Source organism: Ruminococcus sp. NK3A76 (assembly GCF_000686125.1).
Lineage (GTDB): Bacteria > Bacillota > Clostridia > Oscillospirales > Ruminococcaceae > NK3A76.
Map to the genome: position 1 here is coordinate 1,678,761 of NZ_JMMA01000002.1, position 18,504 is coordinate 1,697,264.

An 18,504-nucleotide genomic window follows, 5' to 3' on the forward strand; every position below is an offset into this window, starting at 1 on the left:
TCATTCACTTCCAAAGACTATTTTTATGCCGCAAAGTGTGCCGGATTTTTCGTCAGGTTCAAAGAATACTCCCTCTATGACCTCACCGCCGTCACCACGCCTGATAAGCGCAGCTGAGCCTTTCCTGTATGCATCAACAGGCCATTCATTCTTAAAGCCGTATGACCTGTAATAGTCCTCGACGATAGAGCCGTATTCATCACCCACGCTTAAATCCATAATGCTTATCAGATCGGAGGCTTTATAGGCGCTGCACACATAAAGTGTCGTCACCCTGCTGTCTGCGTCTGCGCTCTTGGCTGTTGCCTTGAAGCAGATATCTTTTGTGCCTTTTTTGCAGAAAACGACTGCCGTTTCACCGTCTGCCTGCTGAGTATTGTATATATCGGCATACTCGCAGAGCGCCCCTATCGTAAGTGGAAGCGATATGGGCTTGCCGTCTATCCTGAGAGTTGATACAGCTTTGTCAAATCTGTTTTTATGGACAGTTTCGTTAGTCTGTATCTGCACATCTGCCACTGATGAGCTGTCTGTCTTGTTAAGCGCCGATATACCGAGAAATACCGCTGAGAACACTATCACCAATACCGCTGCAGCGCTTACAAATGAAAGTCTCGGCTTTACTCTTGCGCCTGACCTTGCAGTCTTAAAGCTCTCAGGCGGAAGATCAAGTATATCAGCGCTGTGATACGTCCTTACCGCCAGACGGATAAGCTGTTCTGCCCTTTTGTCTGTCATCACTTTTCCTCCTTTTCAAGATAGCGGCGTATATCTGCTATCGCCTTGTAATACTGCGCCTTGACTGCCCCCTCACGCTTGCTAAGAGCCTGCGCTATCTGTGCAAAGCTCATATCAAGGCTGTGGCGCATAAAGAATATCTTCTGCACAAATGCGCTTTTTGTAAGCAGCCGTTTGTTTATCTTAAGCAGCAGCTCACGGTCATTGTCATCTGTTGTCTTATCATTCAGGTCAGGCTCTGATGCGGCGAGTGACCTGTGCCTTCTGGCAAGGAGATAATACTTTATCATAACCCTCTTGGCTATAGACAGCACAAGTGCATTCGGGCTTTTTATCTCATCGCTTCCGTGCCTTAGAGTATACTCATAAACGGCTATATATGTATCCTGAAAAATATCATCTATATCGCCTATACTCCTGCAATGTATACAGATGTATCGGTATATATCATTCTTTGTGTTCTGGTATATGCTTTCAAAGTCTGCGCTCAAAGCCTTCCCTCCTTTCCGGGAGATATCTTCTGAATATATTGTACAGCTTACAGACCCAAAGTTATTACGCTTATATTAACATTTTATAAACATTTCAAGCAAAAAAACAGCCTTACACACAGGTGCATAAGGCTGTTATCACATTAATACTTATTCTGAGCTGATGTCATCTGACATAGAGCCCGTTTTCATTTGCATCTACACGCAGTATTTTATCTTCGCTGATGTCTGCTGCAATTATCTTTTTAGCTATAAGCGTCTCAACGCCCGACTGGATAAATCTCTTTAACGGTCTTGCGCCGAATGCAGGGTCAAAGCCGTGGTCGATGATGTATTCCTTTGCCTTGTCAGACACTTCAAGCGACAGCTGCTTGTCAGCAAGTCTTGCTCTTAGGTCTTTGAGCATCAGGTCAACTATCATAACGATGTTGTCCTTGACAAGCGGCTTGTAGTAAACTATCTCATCGAGCCTGTTTAAAAACTCAGGGCGGAAGTGCTGCTTTAAGAGCGCATCTACCTGTGCTCTTGCATCAGCGCTTATCTCGCCGTTTGGCTCAATTCCGTCAAGGATAAACGGCGAGCCGAGGTTAGAAGTCATGATTATGACAGTGTTTTTGAAATCGACCGTCCTGCCCTGCGAATCGGTTATACGTCCGTCGTCGAGCACCTGAAGGAGAATATTGAAAACATCAGGGTGCGCCTTCTCCACCTCGTCAAGCAGTATGACGCTGTAGGGCTTTCTTCTGACAGCTTCTGTGAGCTGGCCGCCCTCTTCGTAGCCGACATATCCGGGAGGTGCGCCTATAAGCCTGCTGACTGAGAACTTCTCCATATACTCCGACATATCAATACGCACCATGTTCTTCTCGTCGTCAAACAGCGCCTCAGCAAGAGCCTTTGCAAGCTCTGTCTTGCCGACACCTGTAGGCCCGAGAAACAGGAACGAACCTATCGGCTTGTTGGGGTTAGCAATACCTGCACGGGACCTGAGTATAGCCTCGCTGACCTTTGTTACCGCCTCGTTTTGACCTATTACACGCTGATGAAGAATACCTTCAAGCCCCAAGAGCTTTTCTCTCTCGCCCTCCATGAGCTTTGATACGGGTATGCCTGTCCAGCGTGAAACTATACGGCTTATCTCCTCCTCTGTCACCTTGTCGTGGAGCAGAGTGTCGTCTGTCTTGTTTTCTGCCTGCGCTTCAAGCTCTGAAAGCTGTGCCTTAAGCTGCGGCAGCTTGCCGTATTTGAGCTCGGCAGCCTTATCAAGGTCATACGAGCGCTCTGCAAGCTCTATCTGCGAACCTACGGCTTCTATCTCCTCTCTTATCTTTTGCAGCCTGCCGATAGAGTTTTTCTCGTTATCCCACTTTGCCTTCATTGAAGCGAATTTCTCTCTGTACTGTGCAAGCTCCTTCTGCACCTCGGCAAGATGCTCCTGAGAGATCTTGTCTGTCTCCTTTTTAAGTGCGGCTTCTTCTATCTCGTGCTGCATTATCTTTCGTGAGATATCATCAAGCTCAGAGGGCATAGAATCCATCTCTGTCTTTATAAGTGCGCAGGCCTCATCGACAAGGTCAATCGCCTTATCGGGAAGGAAACGGTCGGTTATATACCTGTTTGAAAGGGTCGCAGCTGCGATGAGCGCCGAGTCGTGTATCTTGACGCCGTGGAAGACCTCATATCTCTCTTTAAGGCCACGCAGGATTGATATGGTATCCTCGACTGTCGGCTCGTTTACCATTACCGGCTGGAAGCGTCGTTCCAGGGCTGCATCTTTTTCGATGTATTCACGGTATTCATCAAGGGTGGTCGCACCTATGCAGTGCAGCTCACCACGGGCAAGCATAGGCTTTAGCAGGTTGCCTGCGTCCATTGCACCGTCGGTCTTGCCTGCGCCGACTATGGTATGCAGCTCGTCGATAAAGAGGATTATCTTGCCCTCACTCTTTTTGACCTCCTGCAAAACAGCCTTAAGTCTCTCCTCAAATTCGCCCCTGTACTTAGCTCCTGCGATAAGCGAGCCCATATCGAGCGAGAAAAGCGTTCTGTCCTTAAGATTAGAAGGCACATCGCCCTTGACTATACGCATAGCAAGCCCCTCGGCTATCGCTGTCTTACCAACACCCGGCTCACCTATCAGAACAGGGTTATTCTTGGTCTTACGGGAGAGGATACGCACAGCATTTCTTATCTCCGTCTCACGGCCTATCACAGGGTCGAGCTTGTTCTTGCGTGCAAGGTCAGTTAAGTCCTGGCCGTATTTTTTGAGCACGTCATAGGTATCCTCAGGGTTCTGCGAGGTGACACGGGAGTTGCCACGAACTGTCTGCAAGGCCTTTAAAAACTCCGCCTTGTTGATATTAAACGCCGTGAGGAACTTCTGTGTGTCGCTGTCGGCTTCGTTTAAAAGCCCCAAAAACAGATGCTCTACAGACACATACTCGTCCTTCATCTGCTCGGCTGTCTTTTCGGCGTTGGTGAGTGCCTTTTCACACTCGCTTGATACATACACGCTGTCAGCCGGGCGTGAGCCGCCGTACACCTTGGGCATATTGTTCAGCTGAGTGTAGAGATACTGCTTTGCAGCGGTGGGGTCGATACCCATTTTCTCAAAGAGCTGCGGGATAAGGCCGCTTTCCTCATTGAGCAGTGCTGTCATAAGATGCAGCTGTGTTATCGAATTGTTCTGATACTCGGTCACGAAGCCCTGTGCTGCCTGTATAGCCTCGACCGAGCGCTGTGTCATTTTGTTTATGTTCATACCTCTCATCCTTTCTTTATATTTTATCTATTCCGTTTTTAAGTGCATTGCTGTATATCTCAGATACCGTATGAGCGGCCGCCTCAGGCATATCAGCGCTTGCAAAATAGCCCTTGAGTGCTGCGTCAAAGGCCTTGACATACTCACCTATCAGCTCGCCCAGCTGCTCTGAGCTTATGCTTTTTTCGCCCTTGGGGAAGTATATCTCTCTTACCAGCCTGTCGCTGTCGGCAAAGTATTTGACATCACGCTTGTTATGCTCTCGCTCGCTGCTTATCCATGCATTATAGAATGACGACAATATCTGCATAAATGCCTGCGACCTTGTGCGGAAGGATATCTTAAGATTGCCTATATGCTCACCCTCAGGCGTGCGCAGAAGCTCAACACTGTAGCGCACTGTCGGCTTATACTTATATGCGATAGGGCTCCTGAAAGCAAGGGCTGTGTCTGCCGTCGAGCTGTCCTGTATAAACTGCTCATCAAGCAGGCGGAAGATGTTATCAAAAATATCCTTAATCCTGCGCTCGGGAGTAACGACCGACACACGCTCGGCGAGAATCTGATTTATAAGATTGCTCCTGTTTGTCCCCAGTCTCAGAGCCATCAGATCGACCGCTGCTACCACCTCATCACTCAGGACTATACTGTAAACGCTTTTGCTCATACTGTTCACCTCTCATTTCGTGTTCCTTAGTTTATATAAAGTATAACACACGTTTTATAATTTGTCAAGAGGTTTATATAAATTTCTTTACACGTTTTTTAAAAACAGTAAGACCGCCCGGTGATCGAGCGGTCGTAAGAGCTTATATCTTTCTTTTCCTTATCCTCTTTATCAGCTGGGTGCCAGCCTTGTCGAGCCTTTCAAAATCCATTGCGGCAATGTAATACTTCTCTATTTCATCGTGCGCCTGCTTTGCGAGGGTGAGCGTTTTGGCAGCCTCGTCCATAAGTGTGCGTGCAGCGGAGCGGTTGAGGCGCAGGCGTGGGGCTTTAAGAGCTATCACGTCTTCGTTGTAATACTTCATAAGGTTTACTGCCCTGCCGGTGCGCCCGACATCGGTCAGCTTATTTACAGAGATAAACGCCGCATCAAGCTCGGGTATCATTATATGCTCTGTAACGTCGCACCCGAGAAGCTGTGTCACGCAATTGATAACATCATAGCCCCTCTGTGATGCATACTGCGAGAGCTCATCAAGCAGCAGCGAGGAAGCCGCAAAGAATTCATCTGTGAATCTGTATACTCTGCAGCAGCCAAGCAGTGTGTCGATATATGTCTTGCAGCCGTCCATAGTTACTGCCGATAGCTGCCTTGTCATAAGCTCACCGGTGCCGCTGCCGTGGCCGGTTATCACACGCTTTTCTATGCGGCCTGCAAGCGCCTTTATGCCTGAGCGGTCAAGCGCCTCGCTGCCGAGAGAATATGTGTCAAAAGCTATATCAGACAGCGCACATACATATCTGCCCGAGCGTTTGAGATACGATGAGTTTAGCGCCATAGCGTCCATGACCTGAGCGGAATGCTTTTCAAGCTCTGATTCGTTCCAGAAATCTCCGAGGTTGACTATCACCTGTTTTATAGCAGGCACAACAGGGTCAAAGGTATGCGGCGCTGTGCCGTCAACGACGATAGTCTTATAATCATCAAGCACAACTGCATCGAGCGACCCGGGGTCTGACGAGCAGTGGAAAAGCGTTCTGTTGCCCTCAGTGAGCTCGCTGTTTATGCGCTTCATAAGCGTTGATTTGCCCGTGCCGGCACCGCCCTTTAAGATATAAGTAAACCAGCCCTCCCTGCCGATGATACTGCCAAACGATGTGGTAAAGCCGCTTCTTGTTACAGCGCCGAGAAAGTATTCATCTGTTTTGTGTTGTGTTTTCTGCATATTGTTTCCCCTTTCAGTAAATCTGGTATATCCTATGCAGAAAGCACCTCTTAAGTTACATATATAATTGCAGATACCGTGAGAATAACAAAAAATACTGCGTGCATTTTCAGCACACAGTATTTCTTACTTGCGATTCTTATCAGAACCTATTTATAAAGTCCACAGCAAGGTCTACCCAGCCTTCGCAGGTGGGAACGTTATGCCATTCGCCCATTGCTGTGCTCTCGTTGCACAGCGACAGGCCGTGGCCGCCGTAGGGGTAGATATGCGCTTCAAAGTGGATCTTGTTCCTTGCGAGCGAATCCATATAATAAAGGCTGTTCTCGACAGGCACGCAGCCGTCGTCAGCACAGTGCCAGAGGAATGTGGGCGGTGTGTGCTTGCCCACTCTGTCTTCGAGCGAGAGGTATTCACGCAGCTCGTTGTCCTGCTCCTCGCCTATGAGGTTGAGGATAGAGCCTTCGTGTGTCTTTTCACCGCTCGTGAGCACAGGATAGCAGAGCACTGAGCAGTTTACCTTGATATCCTCAGCCTTGCAGCAGAGCGCATATGTGATAGTCGAGCTGTTCCACATATTAGCAAGGCAGCCTGCAAGGTGACCGCCGGCTGAGAAGCCCATAACGGTTATCTTGTCCTTGTCGATATCGAGTTCCTCTGCGTTGTCACGGATATACTTGACAGCTGCTGCAAGCTCTAAGAGTGCTGTAGGGAACTTCTTTTTATAAACTGAATATCTGAGCACGAATGTCGCAAAGCCCTCGCCTGCAAATCTGAGTGCAACAGGCTCTGCCTCACGCTCCGATACAAAATCATATCCGCCGCCGGGAACAACAACGATAGCCTTGCGGTTTCTTCTGCCCATTTCTTCGTTGTAGCCAGGGGTGATTATCTGTAATGTAGCCTTGCAGTCACGGGGAGATACGCCTACTGCTTTATAATCCGGGGTCAGTTCGATAGTCTTATACATATTCTTTTCGTCCTTTCATTATCAAATGAACAATCAACAGCCTGCTATGAAGCTGTTACTTCTTAGGCTCCTCCACCATGCAGCTTATTATAAAGCCTTCCTTTGCATCACCCGATATGCGGTATTTGAGTTCCTTGTCGCCGTCTATCGGAATAGGCACATTGGTGGTCTTGCTCTTGTCTGCCGGAACATAATACACACAGTATTTTCCGCCGTGAGTATCTGTCAGGATAAACTGGTTCTTGTAGTCGTATTTCTTTATCTCCTCGATGTATTCTTCAAGGGTATAGTTGTTGTCATACATTATCTGAGAATCGGGGTAGCCGACGTAGCGGATGTGGTTCTTGTAAGTCTCGTGCCCTGTGATATCCTCCTTGCCTTCGGGATATCTGAGAATAAAGCCGTAGTGCGACATATTTTCAAGAACCCACGAATACTTGTCCTCGCCTGTGAATTCAGGGAAGCTGCCGTCACCCGGGTAGGTCAGAAGGTCTATCGAAGTACCCAGGAAATGCTCCTCGCAGTTGGTCGTCTTGGTATAGCTGCCGTCCCAGTATTCGTTGTTTTTCGTGTCGTCTGAGTCGGGCACATAGCCGTCAGATATCATAAGTGTCGCAAGACCTGTCTGCCCCTTGAAATCCCTTGCAAGAGAATTGAAATGCTCGGCAGTTTCCTTTGTCAGGTATATCTGTGTGCTGCGAGCATTGATTATCTGTGTGCCGTTCTCGCTGAAAAGATACTCGTATATGCTCACAAGGTCCTTAGGGCGCTCGCCTTTGTATTCTATCTCGTAAGCGTAGGGCGTCAGCAGACCTGCATTTAGCTGAGAATCGCTCCTGACATCTATATACTTGAAATCGGTCGCTGCCTTGCCCCTTGTGTAGGTGTTCCTGTCGGGGATAGTATCCTCAGGCTCGGCAGGCTTTTCCTCGACCTCAGGCTCAGAAGCGGTAGTCTCGGGCTGCGCCTTTTCAGGCTTGATATCGCAGGCAGAGCCTATTGCAAGGATCGCCAGCAGCGAGCAGGCAAGCCCGAAGGCAACGTTTTTGTATTTCAGTTTAGAATAGAATTCCTTTTTTGTCAATTTGAAGCCGCCCCCTTCCTGTAAGCTCCTGCGTATTCTGCAAGCTGCCTGATAAGCCACCTGCCGCAGAGCGAGTTTTTAAGCTTATTAAAGTCTGCGCACAGCCTGATTACCTTTGCGTTACTTTTTTTGTACTCATAGACAAGTGCAAGGTCAGCATTGCGCTCAAAATTATCTATCGTGCGTGCTATGACCTCAACCTCACTGCTGTTGACCTTCTCGCTGCGTGATGCAGTCACGATGTCGTACCAGTCGGGTGTGGTGAAGCGCTCGCTGAGAAAGCTGCCAAGAGCCTTGTGCTTATTGTTTATCATAAGCCCCATAGTGCCGACAGGCCGTGGTTTTTTCATCATATCGGATATAGCCTTGAACATCGGGTAGCACCAGAAGTCGGTGCAGTAGGTACCCTCTATGCTCTTTGATTTTGCAGGCTGGCTGATAAGAAGCACGTTTTTGCCGTCGTCAAGATAGCTGTCCGCTTTTTTGGTCAGCTTTGTGAAAATCTCAACATCATCAAGGCTGCATTCAGGATATGCAGAAATTGTATAGCTGTTTTGTATATCAGTTCCCTTGACGCTAAGGCTAAGAGTATATCTTGATGGGATATCCGTTTTGGGGATATTTACAGCGATATCTGCTATGTCGAAATAATTGCTGCCATTGCCTATTGTATATGTTTGTGAGAATATTTTTGTACAGTTGCTATCGGTGAGAGACACATCACATTCCCTGCCCTTTATACTCTCAGGGCGGAAATATGCAAGCTCTATGTGCGCCTTGAAGTCGTCGCCTGCCTTGCAGATGTAGCTCTCAAATCTCGCCATTATGACTGCATCATTGCAAAACTGCCTGTACTGCCAGGGAGTGATAAGGCCTTTTGAGTCCATGAACGCATCGAGCATACCAACAAGTGCCGTACCCTGCCCCGGGAAATCCTGGAGGTCGAGTATCTGACAGCCTGCGAGCAGCCGTGAGCGGAAAACAGCTTCAAGCTCCTCCTTATAGCAGGCGGCTGCAAGAGCACCGGAGCACTCGGAATAATCCTTATCAAGATGCAGCAGACCGGCCTTTTTCAAGCGCTCTCTGAACACCTCGAAATTGCGTGCTTTTACCGAGCCGGTGTATTTATTTACCTCGTCAAAGTCCGGGAAAGTCTCATACTGCCCTATCTCATGTGTGACCACAGGCACAGTCGGTATAAAGTCAGAATCAGCATCTGTCGCCCTGACAGTCTTCATCGTAGTGCCAAACTGTATCTGCACAGTGCCGTCACCGGATGCCTTTGCTGAATGTGCCGGGCTTTTGGGGCGAATGGCGCTGTCATAATCGGTCATTGTTGAGGGGGCTTTTGTCTGTATATGCCCCTGCGGTGCATCGCACATCGCATACGAGCCTCTTATCAGGCGGTCGTTTGCAAGGCGCACGCCGACAAAGAAATCATCGCTTTCAAGCTGCACAGGCCGCCACTGAAAGTTATTCGACCCCTGCGTATACAGGTGCCTGTTGTCGTGCTTTTTATATGCTCTGAGTATCTCATCGAGTTTTTTCTGAGAGCCCCAAAGCTCATTGCCAAGGCTGAAAAGGCAGAATGACGGGTGGCTGCCATACTTATCAAGTATGCGAAAGCCCTCGTTTATCAGATAGTCAAGCTCGTTTTTGTCGTAGCCCTCCTCGCCTTCTTCGTGGATAGTACCCCAGAAAGGCAGCTGCGGCTCTAAGTATATGCCAAGCCTGTCTGCTGCTTCAAAGCAAGCCTCGGGCGGGCAGCAGGTGTGGAAACGGTAGTGGTTGATGCCGTAGCTTTTGGAGATAGAAAGCACTCTGACCCACTCGTCAACACCTGTCGGTGCATATCCTGTCTTGGGGAAAACAAGCCCGTCATGCTTGCCACGCAGGAATGTGGTATTGCCGTTTATGAGGAATTTCTGGCCGTTGTGGGAAAAGCTCCTCATGCCGACAGTGTATTCGTATTTATCGTCACCGTTTGCTATTGTAAATCTGTATAGCGCCGGGCTGTGCTCGCTCCAGAGGAGAAAGTCTTTGCCCATATCGAAACTCAGGCTGAAAGCCCCTTTGCCGACATCAAAGCTCTGCTGTGCCGGAGTGTGTGTCTTTTCTGTGTTAAAGCTCTCAGCACGGACGCTGAGTCTGCATTTGCTGTCTGCTCTGCCCTTTATCGTGACGATGCCCTTCCTGATATCCGGGAAAAGCCTGATATCTTCAAGGCCGACAGAGCCGGTATACTCTATCAAAAATCTGCCTGTGATGCCGTTCCAGTTAGTCTGTGTGTCCTTTGAGGTCAGGTGGCCGCCGCCTGTCGGGTAGCCTTTGTTGCTGATAAGGATACATATCTCATGCTCGCCGCCGTCAGCATAGCGTGTCACATCATAGATATGCGGTGTGTTCAGGCTGTCATAGCTGCCGCATTTTTCGCCGTCTATATAAAGCTCACTCATGCGTGTACGCTCCATGACGAGGTGGGCTTTACCGCCCTCGGCACTTTCTATAACGAGCGACCTTTTAAACCACGCATTGCCCTCGAATTTATATGTATCTGTCAGAAAGCCTGTCTCACGCCTTTTATTCTCTTTTCCCTTTTTGGCGTTTGAGGTGGTATCGGGCAGGGTGATAGTGTCGTCAAAGCGCAGTTTATCTGTTTTCGCCTTGCACGACTTATCCATATAAAGCTGCCATTCACCTGACATGTCGATAGCTTTTATCATACAAAAAATCTCCCCTTTTTTGTGTGAATTCTTCTTCAATCTACATTATAACACAATTTTAACGGTTTTGCAATAGTATTTGAACAAATTTTTTCCCACATAACAAAAAAGCCCGATATGCTCGGGCAGATAGTGTATGTAATGTATTCAGTCTGTAAAGTCCTCTATCCTCATATCATCAGTAAGATCATACAACCTGAACCAGTGGCACCATTCATTACAGCATGAAAGTACAAAATCGTGGTGATGATCATCATTTTTGTTCCCGGTCTTTTTGTAGAACAGATCAAGCCCCATCTGGTCGGACTTATAATAGCCTTTTTCTTCAAAAAGCTCATTATAAAAAGAATACGAATGTCTTCCTATAAAGCGCCCGCTGTCGTCCACAGAAAAGCCCTCGCTCAGATGAAAATACACAAGCGTTGTCTGCGGCAGCTCTTTGATGCCGTAGCCGTAGCTTTTGAGATAATATAAAATACACGCCTCTGTCAAAACAAAGAATAATGCAATAAGTATCGCTGTCGCTGTCAGTGCTTTTTTTACTCTGCCTGTTTTCATTTTGCCGCCTTCTTTCTTTTTTTAAATTTTAACATGAAAGACTATCAATTGTCAACACGCAAAAAGCCCCTCGAAGCCGAGGGGCAATTCTGTCGTCATTATTCTACAATATACATCACCGAGAACACACTCTTTTTCTGTGCGTCGGTAAGGGGCTTTAGCATTCCCTTATCAAGCAGCTTTTCTATAACTCTCGGCAGCATTGTCATAGCGCCGAGAACGTTCTGGTTCCATACCTTGACAAGACCGTGCATATGCCCCGGGTGTTCCTTGATGTTGTGTGCATAGCACTTGGCATCTACCTCGCTGCACAGCGCCTTTATCTCATCGGGAACGGTTATCCAGCCGTCAAGGTGGGTGGTGAGTATGCCGGAAAGCTCATTTTCGGGAACTCTCACGATAACGGGCTGCACCCTGTCCTCATACAGATAGCCCTTGTCAACAAGGCGCTTGTACTGCTCGGGGGTGAGGTTCTCTTTTCCCTTGCGGATAAATGTAAGGAGAGAATCCCAGTCGGAGTCAAGATTGTCACGCCAGTTGCCCTGTCTGTCTGCATATCGGCAGTCTACCTGCAAGCTTATGCTGTCGGTCTCGGGGTCGCCGTTCATATTATCGCGGGTCATATCACCGCACGACCAGTATTCGTCCTTGGGTATCTGTGTGGTGCTGTCGGTGACTGTCGCATAGGCTATAAAGCAGCCGCCGTCGGGGCGCTCGACCATATACTTTGAAAAGTCTTCGTGGTTGATGTCGTTTCTGAGCTTGCGAAGTGCGAGCATTACAAGGTCGTATTTGAGATAATTTGTATCATCACCGTCACAGGAAAGCCCGAAGTGCGCAGGGTCTGCATCAAAGTCTGCAAATACCTTCGGGAAATACTTGTCAGCAAGCACCTCTGCCGCATCGTTGAGGATAACACGGAGCTCCTCCTCAGACTTCCTGTCGCGCAGGTCGCCCATATACACATTAGTCTGATATTTTGGACTCTTGGAGTTATCTAACTTGTCGATAAAGCCAAAGTCAACAAGCGGTTCAAGCTCACTTGCTGCATATATCTGCGGCACTCCTACCGCACGGGCTATCTCCTCAAGAGTTTTCGGCTCATTGTAGCACGCCCACGCTATGTTCTGCTTGAGCATAGTGTCAAACATATCCTTTGTATCTCCCCTGCTGCCTGTGTAGCCGCTATGTCCGCAGCTTTCAAAATGTATGGGGTTTATCTCTAAGTTCTTATCAAAATTCATATTAATACCCTCTTTCAGTTTTGTCCTCGCATCAGACAAGTGCCATTTGACCGTACCTGCGGATATTCCGAGCTTCTGCGCTATCTCGGCGACAGGCAGCTTGTTGTAGTAGTGCATATAGATCACAAGCCTCTGGCGCTCTGACAGGTAGCCTATCTCACGCTTTAATAGCTCCTGCATCTCCTCATCAGAGGAATTGTCCTCGGGCGCTGCTATCTCCATATCGGAAATATCGTCAAACCGTCTGCCAGTTTCAAGTCTGTGAATGTACTGTGCCCAGACGTTGCGGGCTATACGGTAGACATAGCCGTCAGGATTAGCGATATCGTCACGGCGCAGGAACGAGCGGTAGACCTCAAAGATTATATCCGAGGCAAGCTCCTGAGCCTGGTCGATACTGTGCAGCTTATCAAGTGCAAAGCCGAATACCTTGTCCTTGTACTCAAATATCAACTTGTCTGCTATGTGTTTTTCCATTTTTAAAACCCTCCGGAAGCGTTTTCATATATATAGTGCGGGGAAAAAGTGAAAGGTTGGGGAAGTTTGGAATTTTTTTAAAACTATTTTGGAGCAGTTATTTATACAAGCTCCTTAACAATACTGCCAATCAATTTAAGGCACTCATCATTAGATATTTGGGGTTTTATACTATTTTTACTACAAAGCATCTGTACAAGACCCTTAACCATTTTAATCTGCTCATCAGTCATACCGTATGTTGAGATTTGCGAGTTTTTCTCCATTCCGGATAAATAGTCCATTGACACATTAAAAATTGCCGCAAACGAGCGCACTGTTTCAAATGTGGGGCTTTGCAGATTCTTCTCATACCTGCTGATTATAGAGCTTTCTTTGTTTATCTTTCTTGCAAGCTGCTCCTGTGTCATCTTGTGCTCTTTTCTTAGCTTTTGCAGTATAGCACCGAAATTATATGCAGTTTTCACAAAATATCACTCCTGTTAATTTGATTTATAATCAAATTATACAATGAGTTTCTTGACAAATTTGCAGAATTGTGATATAATTATTGATATAGAAACCAATTTGTGTGCCTAAGGTGGTTTTTATATCAAAAATCTTTGTGAATGGAGGGATTTATTATGAAAAAATATGTAACATTAACTGATTCAGATCGTGACAAAGCACTCATTAAACGCATTGAAAAATACCAAAAAGATAAAAAACTAAAAAGTTTTGTTGAAGCTGTCAGAGAGCTTTGTGAAACTGCATTGGATTTTGAGAAGATAAAGAGAAAGTAGGTGTTGCTATGTGAGAAAAGCATTTATCATATTACTTTCCGCCATTCTGATGTTAAGTATGGTATCTTGTGGCGACACGAACCATCAAACCAACTCGACCAATACAGCTTATGAAACCACTACAACTACCGTCGCAACTACCACAACTACATCAAGCACAGAAAGCAGTTCAGAACCTGATGAAGAGCCAATATTTGTTATTCCAAATAATCAACCTTATATGAAAATAAAAGACCCTAAAATCGTAAAAGATACAGGTAAATTCTTTAAAATAAGATGCGGAATGTCTGTTGAAGAAGTTTTCGATTTGTTAGGAGTTCCTTCTATGAGAGGAGAAGTTGTAAATAGTTTCTACTGGTGTTATAAAAAGCCAAAATCAGTCAAAAATATACCAACCAAAGCAGGCATGATTAATTTGGATGGTCATTATACATATGGAATTTCAGCAGGGGCTTATGTAGATTTCAATGCATTAGGTGAAGTTGATCGTTACGAATATAATATAATTATGGATCCAAATGAACCGAGAGGTCATTTTAATGACATAGTTAATACCTTAATTAAAAACAAGGTCATTAGTGACCAGTTCACTCTTGTAACAGATGATAGTTTTTATAACAAACTATTTGATGGATTTGCTTATGATCCAGAAATAGAATCAATAGATATCGATATTGCTTACGATAGATACGATAAAGATGATAGTTTTTATTCTCTAAATGCATTTGGAATTGATGACGAATATTTTGAGGTGACTTATTCTCCAAGCATTTCAAAAATGGGTTATGATTATCCGCAAGAATTTAGGTTTGAATTCTACAACACAAAGTATTTTGATAGTTATGGCTCAGGCTCTTCTTCCGACGGCAAAGTCGCTGACAATAACGGCGACGGCAAGATCGACGAAGATGACTGGGAAATCGAATGGAGAGACTATTTAGACAAAAAGTTCAATGATGCTGGCGTATAGCACACAAAAACCGCCCTCCCGGTTCGGGAGGGCGGTAAAACTCTTTATTAACGGTTTTGATTAACCAAGCTCTGCGAAGTACTTGATTGTTCTTACCATCTGGCTTGTGTAGGAGTTCTCGTTATCATACCAAGAAACAACCTGTACCTGATAGCAAGTGTCGCTGATCTTAGAAACCATTGTCTGTGTAGCATCGAAGAGTGAACCGAACTTCATGCCGATAACGTCAGAAGAAACGATCTGATCCTCGTTGTAGCCGAAGGACTCAGAAGCAGCAGCCTTCATAGCAGCGTTGATGCCTTCCTTAGTAACTTCCTTGTCGCTCTTTACAACAGCTGTAAGGATAGTTGTGGAACCTGTCGGAACAGGAACTCTCTGTGCAGAACCGATGAGCTTGCCATTGAGCTCAGGGATAACAAGGCCGATAGCCTTAGCAGCACCTGTGGAGTTAGGAACGATGTTAGCAGCACCAGCTCTTGCTCTTCTGAGGTCGCCCTTTCTGTGAGGACCGTCGAGGATCATCTGGTCACCTGTGTAAGCGTGGATAGTGCTCATGATACCGCTCTGGATCTCTGCATAGTCGTTAAGAGCCTTAGCCATAGGTGCAAGGCAGTTAGTTGTGCAGGAAGCAGCGGAGATGATCGTGTCATCCTTTGTAAGAGTCTTCTCGTTAACGCTGTAAACGATAGTAGGAAGATCGTTGCCTGCAGGAGCAGAAATAACAACCTTCTTAGCACCAGCATCGATGTGAGCCTGGCTCTTAGCCTTGGAGCAGTAGAAACCTGTGCACTCTAAAACTACGTCAACGCCGATCTCGCCCCAGGGGAGCTCAGCAGCGTTAGCCTTAGCATAGATTGTAAGTGTCTTGCCGTCAACTGTGATTGTACCAGCCTCATCATCAGCTGTAACAGTGTGGAGACCCTCACCGATCTTACCACAGTAACCACCCTGTGCTGTATCATACTTAAGAAGCTGTGCGAGCATGGAAGGCTTTGTAAGGTCGTTGATAGCAACTACCTCATAACCCTCAGCACCGAACATCTGTCTGAAAGCAAGACGGCCTATACGGCCAAAACCATTAATAGCAACTTTTACTGACATTGGAAAATACCTCCTAATAATTTTTATGTATATATTATACACCATTCCCGAGCATTTTTCAAGTCCTTTTACAAAATATATAAAATTATTTCATATAATGCCCGAGAGCAAGCAACACCGTTTAAAAGCATCAAAAATGCGCTGAATAATCGTAAAAACGGGGCTGTCCTGTCTATTTTATGCATCATTACACTTGCAAGATCAAAAAAATTCTTGACTTTTACTCTATTATATAGTATAATATATAGGTTAAAGAAAAAGACTATTTCTAAAAAGAAAGGAATTGTTATAGTTATGTCTATTAGAAAGAGAGCCGCAGCGCTTGTTACAGCTGCTGCGATCACTGCATCTATGGCAGGCTGCTCTGATACGAGCTACATTGCCAAGGCAGACGGTGAGAATATCAATGCAGGTATCTACATCGATTATATGTTAAGCTCAATGCAGTCACAGATCTATATGTGGCAGTACACAGGCGTCACAGAGGATTTCTTCGACCAGAAGGTCGGCGACAAGGACTTTGCAACATACCTGCTCGACACGGCTATGGAAAAGACCAAGCGCTATGCAGCAGTTGAAAAGCTGTTCAAGGACAGCGAGATGAAGATATCCGCTGATGATATGAAGAGCATCAACAACGACATAAGCGACACATGGGAGAGCGTTTCAAAGCTCTATGAGTCTGAGGGCATCAGCAAGGATTCACTCAAAAAGGTCGCTGTAAACTCCAAGAAAGAGGAAATGCTCTTTGATTACTACTTCGGCAAGGAAGGCAAGGAAAAGGTTTCCAAGGACGAACTTGTCAAGTATATGAACGACAGCTATGTCCGCTTCAAGGCTATAACCATCTACAAGTCCACAAACGAGGACGAGACACAGAAGGAAGCAGAGAACAAGGAAAAGCAGGAGCTTTATGAGAAGTACAGCGAGAAGGCAAAGGACGTAAAGTTTGCTGACTTTGATGCTCTTATAGATGAATACAACACAGAGACTACACCTGCTGAGGAAGACGATACCACAGCCGATGATACAGCTGCTGATGATACAACAGCTGACACAAATGATGACAGCAGCAATGCTGACGAGAGCAGCAAGGGTGATGACAGCAGCAAGGCTGATGATGCATCTTCCGACGCTGACAGCAGCAAGGCTGATGAAAGCAGCGAAAAGGAAGTAACCGAGAGCGTTTCTTCATTCGAGGATAAGGCTGAGGACAGCAGCGTTGCTGATGACAGCAGCGTAACAGACAGCAAGTCTGATGACAGCAGTGCAGCAGACGAGAGCAAGGCTGACGAGAGCAAAGCTGATACTGACAGCAAGGCTGATGAGAGCAATACTGACGACAGCGCAGCTGATGATACAGAAACGACCGGTGAGAGCCTCTCTGACCCTGACGAGACAGAAGCAGACATTCCCGACCCTTACACAAATGAAAGACTTATAAACTTTGCAGAGATAGACGAAGACACTCTCAAGGAAGATTACGGCAAGCGTATGCAGGCTGTAAGAGATGCCAAGACAGATGATATCGTGACATACGAGGACGACAGTGCTTACTACATCATGTCGATAGGCGACGTAACCGAGAGAAGCAGCGAATATCTCGATGATGAGACAAACTTTGACACTGTGCTCCACGAAGCAAAGGACAAGGATTTTGAAGCAAAGATAACTGCTGCACAGGACGCTATGAAGTTTGAGGAGAACAAGGACGCTGTTGACAGATACCTCCCCAAGACGGTATACGAAAAGTACAACGACTATTTAAACAAGAATTCAAACTCCAAGGCAAGCTGATAAAAAACACAAAGAGCTGTTGCACAAGCGACAGCTCTTTTTTTGCATAAAAGGCAGTAATATTTTTTTCTGTTTTGCGGTTGACATTTATGCTGAATGCTGATATAATAAAATTAGATAAAAACAAAAATCCAGATATGGTCATTTTTGGCACTTTTGCAAAATGGCCTTACGGTGCAAAGGGCGGTGAGACGTATGATAGTTATACACGGAAAATCAAAAGCTGATGCCAAGGTAAACGGAACGCTCAGCTTTTACAGACGTGATGTTTTTGAACCGCTCATGGAGCACAGGGACGACCCGCAGGCAGAGTTTGAACGCTTCACTGCTGCAAGGGACACATCAATAACCGAGCTTGACGAGCTGCACCGCATCGCCGCAGAAAAAGCCGGCGAGGAAGCGGCAGGCGTTTTCGACATACAGAAGATGATGATAGAGGACGGGGATTTTTCAGACCTTGTCGAGGGCATAATAAGAAGCCAGCAGTGCAGTGCTGAGTTTGCTGTAAAGTGTGCTTCAAAGACTTTCTCCGACTTGCTTCGTTTTTCGGGGAGCGATTATATGTCGCAGCGCTCGGAGGATATATTCTTCATAAGCGACAGGCTGATAAGAAAGCTCGCAGGTGTCGAGAAGCGGCTGGGGCATTACGACAAGGACGTTATCGTGTGTGCCGACACGCTGTCATCGTCTGACATACTGCTGATGCAGAGCCCGTTTATCGTTGCTATCTGCGTCAAGCGTGATGTTGAGATGTCGCACTGTGCGCTGCTTGCACACGGGTTAGGCATACCGCTCATATCCGACTTGGGCGACAAGCTGGACAGGCACTTTGAAGGAATGCAGGCAACAGCTGACTGCACAACAGGAATGCTGATAATCGAAAACTAACAAAAAAGACCATAGGCCGTGATATGAG

At 46.4% G+C, this 18,504-nt stretch carries 16 protein-coding genes; 4 read left to right on the forward strand and 12 right to left on the reverse strand.

Going from position 1 to position 18,504, the window contains the following annotated elements; all coding sequences use genetic code 11:
* The 11 genes from CD05_RS0107960 to CD05_RS19605 all read right to left on the reverse strand — a co-directional run bounded on the left by CD05_RS0107960 (position 1) and on the right by CD05_RS19605 (position 13,405).
* Positions 1–738 (reverse strand): hypothetical protein, encoded by a 738-nt coding sequence (locus tag CD05_RS0107960; RefSeq protein ID WP_028510069.1) that lies wholly within the window; start codon positions 736–738, stop codon positions 1–3.
* On the reverse strand, positions 738–1,229 hold the full coding sequence (locus tag CD05_RS0107965) for an RNA polymerase sigma factor (RefSeq protein WP_028510070.1): 492 nt from the start codon (positions 1,227–1,229) through the stop codon (positions 738–740). The genes CD05_RS0107960 and CD05_RS0107965 overlap by 1 nt, the downstream gene beginning before the upstream one ends.
* 166 nt (positions 1,230–1,395) lie before the next feature.
* A complete protein-coding gene (gene clpB, locus CD05_RS0107970) occupies positions 1,396–3,990 on the reverse strand; it encodes an ATP-dependent chaperone ClpB (RefSeq protein WP_028510071.1) in 2,595 nt (864 codons plus the stop codon).
* Positions 3,991–4,006: 16 nt separating this feature from the next.
* Complete coding sequence (locus CD05_RS0107975; RefSeq protein ID WP_028510072.1) at positions 4,007–4,657, reverse strand: hypothetical protein; 651 nt, start codon at positions 4,655–4,657, stop codon at positions 4,007–4,009.
* Positions 4,658–4,799: 142 nt separating this feature from the next.
* Positions 4,800–5,882: a hypothetical protein gene (locus CD05_RS0107980; protein ID WP_028510073.1), complete on the reverse strand. Its 1,083-nt coding sequence runs from the start codon at positions 5,880–5,882 to the stop codon at positions 4,800–4,802.
* A 142-nt stretch (positions 5,883–6,024) separates the two neighbouring features.
* Complete coding sequence (locus tag CD05_RS0107985) at positions 6,025–6,852, reverse strand: alpha/beta hydrolase (protein ID WP_028510074.1); 828 nt, start codon at positions 6,850–6,852, stop codon at positions 6,025–6,027.
* A 55-nt stretch (positions 6,853–6,907) separates the two neighbouring features.
* Entirely contained in the window at positions 6,908–7,936 is a 1,029-nt protein-coding gene (locus tag CD05_RS19600; protein WP_028510075.1) for a D-alanyl-D-alanine carboxypeptidase family protein, read from the reverse strand.
* Positions 7,933–10,659, reverse strand: a complete 2,727-nt coding sequence (locus tag CD05_RS17860; RefSeq protein WP_051588882.1) for a hypothetical protein — start codon at positions 10,657–10,659, stop codon at positions 7,933–7,935. The genes CD05_RS19600 and CD05_RS17860 overlap by 4 nt, the downstream gene beginning before the upstream one ends.
* A gap of 147 nt (positions 10,660–10,806) precedes the next feature.
* The gene (locus tag CD05_RS0108000; protein WP_028510076.1) at positions 10,807–11,217 is read right to left on the reverse strand and encodes a hypothetical protein; all 411 of its coding nucleotides are present in this window, start codon (positions 11,215–11,217) and stop codon (positions 10,807–10,809) included.
* A gap of 98 nt (positions 11,218–11,315) precedes the next feature.
* Positions 11,316–12,938 (reverse strand): sigma-70 family RNA polymerase sigma factor, encoded by a 1,623-nt coding sequence (locus tag CD05_RS0108005; protein ID WP_028510077.1) that lies wholly within the window; start codon positions 12,936–12,938, stop codon positions 11,316–11,318.
* 101 nt (positions 12,939–13,039) lie between these two features.
* Entirely contained in the window at positions 13,040–13,405 is a 366-nt protein-coding gene (locus CD05_RS19605) for a helix-turn-helix transcriptional regulator (protein ID WP_051588883.1), read from the reverse strand.
* Between the two features lie 156 nt (positions 13,406–13,561).
* Between CD05_RS19605 and CD05_RS20875 the strand changes: the two genes are divergently transcribed.
* Together CD05_RS20875 and CD05_RS0108020 are read left to right on the forward strand one after the other, a co-directional pair.
* Entirely contained in the window at positions 13,562–13,720 is a 159-nt protein-coding gene (locus tag CD05_RS20875; protein ID WP_198021583.1) for a hypothetical protein, read from the forward strand.
* Between the two features lie 10 nt (positions 13,721–13,730).
* A complete protein-coding gene (locus tag CD05_RS0108020) occupies positions 13,731–14,690 on the forward strand; it encodes a hypothetical protein (protein WP_028510078.1) in 960 nt (319 codons plus the stop codon).
* 60 nt (positions 14,691–14,750) lie between these two features.
* On the opposite strand, the gene gap is transcribed toward CD05_RS0108020, so the two are convergent.
* Entirely contained in the window at positions 14,751–15,791 is a 1,041-nt protein-coding gene (gap, locus tag CD05_RS0108025; protein ID WP_028510079.1) for a type I glyceraldehyde-3-phosphate dehydrogenase, read from the reverse strand.
* Positions 15,792–16,085: 294 nt separating this feature from the next.
* Between gap and CD05_RS0108030 the strand changes: the two genes are divergently transcribed.
* Together CD05_RS0108030 and CD05_RS0108035 are read left to right on the forward strand one after the other, a co-directional pair.
* Entirely contained in the window at positions 16,086–17,588 is a 1,503-nt protein-coding gene (locus CD05_RS0108030) for a hypothetical protein (protein ID WP_028510080.1), read from the forward strand.
* Between the two features lie 195 nt (positions 17,589–17,783).
* Positions 17,784–18,476, forward strand: a complete 693-nt coding sequence (locus tag CD05_RS0108035) for a phosphoenolpyruvate-utilizing N-terminal domain-containing protein (protein WP_028510081.1) — start codon at positions 17,784–17,786, stop codon at positions 18,474–18,476.
* The last annotated feature ends 28 nt before the right edge of the window (positions 18,477–18,504 follow it).

What these genes read in the sequence shown, in the direction of transcription:
- CD05_RS0107960 (WP_028510069.1), bottom strand. Translation starts at nt 738, where the DNA reads ATGACAGACAAAAGGGCAGAACAGCTTATCCGTCTGGCGGTAAGGACG.
- clpB (WP_028510071.1), bottom strand. Translation starts at nt 3,990, where the DNA reads ATGAACATAAACAAAATGACACAGCGCTCGGTCGAGGCTATACAGGCA.
- CD05_RS0107975 (WP_028510072.1), bottom strand. Translation starts at nt 4,657, where the DNA reads ATGAGCAAAAGCGTTTACAGTATAGTCCTGAGTGATGAGGTGGTAGCA.
- CD05_RS0107980 (WP_028510073.1), bottom strand. Translation starts at nt 5,882, where the DNA reads ATGCAGAAAACACAACACAAAACAGATGAATACTTTCTCGGCGCTGTA.
- CD05_RS0107985 (WP_028510074.1), bottom strand. Translation starts at nt 6,852, where the DNA reads ATGTATAAGACTATCGAACTGACCCCGGATTATAAAGCAGTAGGCGTA.
- CD05_RS17860 (WP_051588882.1), bottom strand. Translation starts at nt 10,659, where the DNA reads ATGATAAAAGCTATCGACATGTCAGGTGAATGGCAGCTTTATATGGAT.
- CD05_RS0108000 (WP_028510076.1), bottom strand. Translation starts at nt 11,217, where the DNA reads ATGAAAACAGGCAGAGTAAAAAAAGCACTGACAGCGACAGCGATACTT.
- CD05_RS0108005 (WP_028510077.1), bottom strand. Translation starts at nt 12,938, where the DNA reads ATGGAAAAACACATAGCAGACAAGTTGATATTTGAGTACAAGGACAAG.
- CD05_RS20875 (WP_198021583.1), top strand. Translation starts at nt 13,562, where the DNA reads ATGAAAAAATATGTAACATTAACTGATTCAGATCGTGACAAAGCACTC.
- gap (WP_028510079.1), bottom strand. Translation starts at nt 15,791, where the DNA reads ATGTCAGTAAAAGTTGCTATTAATGGTTTTGGCCGTATAGGCCGTCTT.
- CD05_RS0108030 (WP_028510080.1), top strand. Translation starts at nt 16,086, where the DNA reads ATGTCTATTAGAAAGAGAGCCGCAGCGCTTGTTACAGCTGCTGCGATC.
- CD05_RS0108035 (WP_028510081.1), top strand. Translation starts at nt 17,784, where the DNA reads ATGATAGTTATACACGGAAAATCAAAAGCTGATGCCAAGGTAAACGGA.